The 627-nt window shown below is 68.7% G+C and carries 1 protein-coding gene; it reads right to left on the bottom strand.

The features are described 5' to 3' along the window. Positions 1–537, bottom strand: a 537-nt coding sequence (locus KIH74_RS35650) for a hypothetical protein (protein WP_214160873.1), incomplete at its 3' end; no start/stop codon positions are given. Positions 538–627: the final 90 nt, after the last annotated feature.

Here is a 627-nt window from a genome sequence, read left to right as displayed (position 1 = left end):
CTCCGTGCCGAACCGCAGGGCGCCACCCATGTAGCCGATCGCCTCGCTGCGCACCCCCCGCTGCCGCAGCGCCGAGTACAGCGAGTCCAGAACGTCGTACTGGGAAGCCATCTCGGCCCCGTACGAGTACTGCATGTACAGGAACTTCGCGTGCGGCCGCCCGGCCCAGGTGACCCGGGTACGGTCGGTCTCCAGCACGTCGTCGAACTCGTAGTCCCCGCCCCGGAAGATCCGCCCGAACGAGTCACCGTCGCGCGAGGCCCGCAACCGCCGCACGGCATCCGACATGCTCGCGAACACCGCCGAGAAGCGCGCCCGGCCGTAGTCCCCCGCCTGAACGTAGATCGGGGGCATCACGAACTCGGGAATCGTCTGGCGCATGTGGGTGTCCACGACGATTTCCAGATGGGCGTTCTTGACCAGGTACTCGACCTCGTCCGCATCCACGCCACCCGGCATGCGCAGCGTGATGTCGCGCATCTCGGCCTCTGGGCCGAGCCCGGCGTACTCGCCCCGCCCGGCGTCGGTCAGAGCCATGACCGTCGAATCAGACTCGAGAGAAGCACTTTCCACGGAGACGGTCCGGCCCTGGGCGTCGACCACCCGCACACTCGCCAGGCCCGCCGC

The organism is Kineosporia corallincola, from assembly GCF_018499875.1.
In the GTDB taxonomy this organism is placed as follows: domain Bacteria; phylum Actinomycetota; class Actinomycetes; order Actinomycetales; family Kineosporiaceae; genus Kineosporia; species Kineosporia corallincola.
Note: the sequence above shows the minus strand (reverse complement) of the source record. Positions and strands in the feature narration are given on the sequence as shown.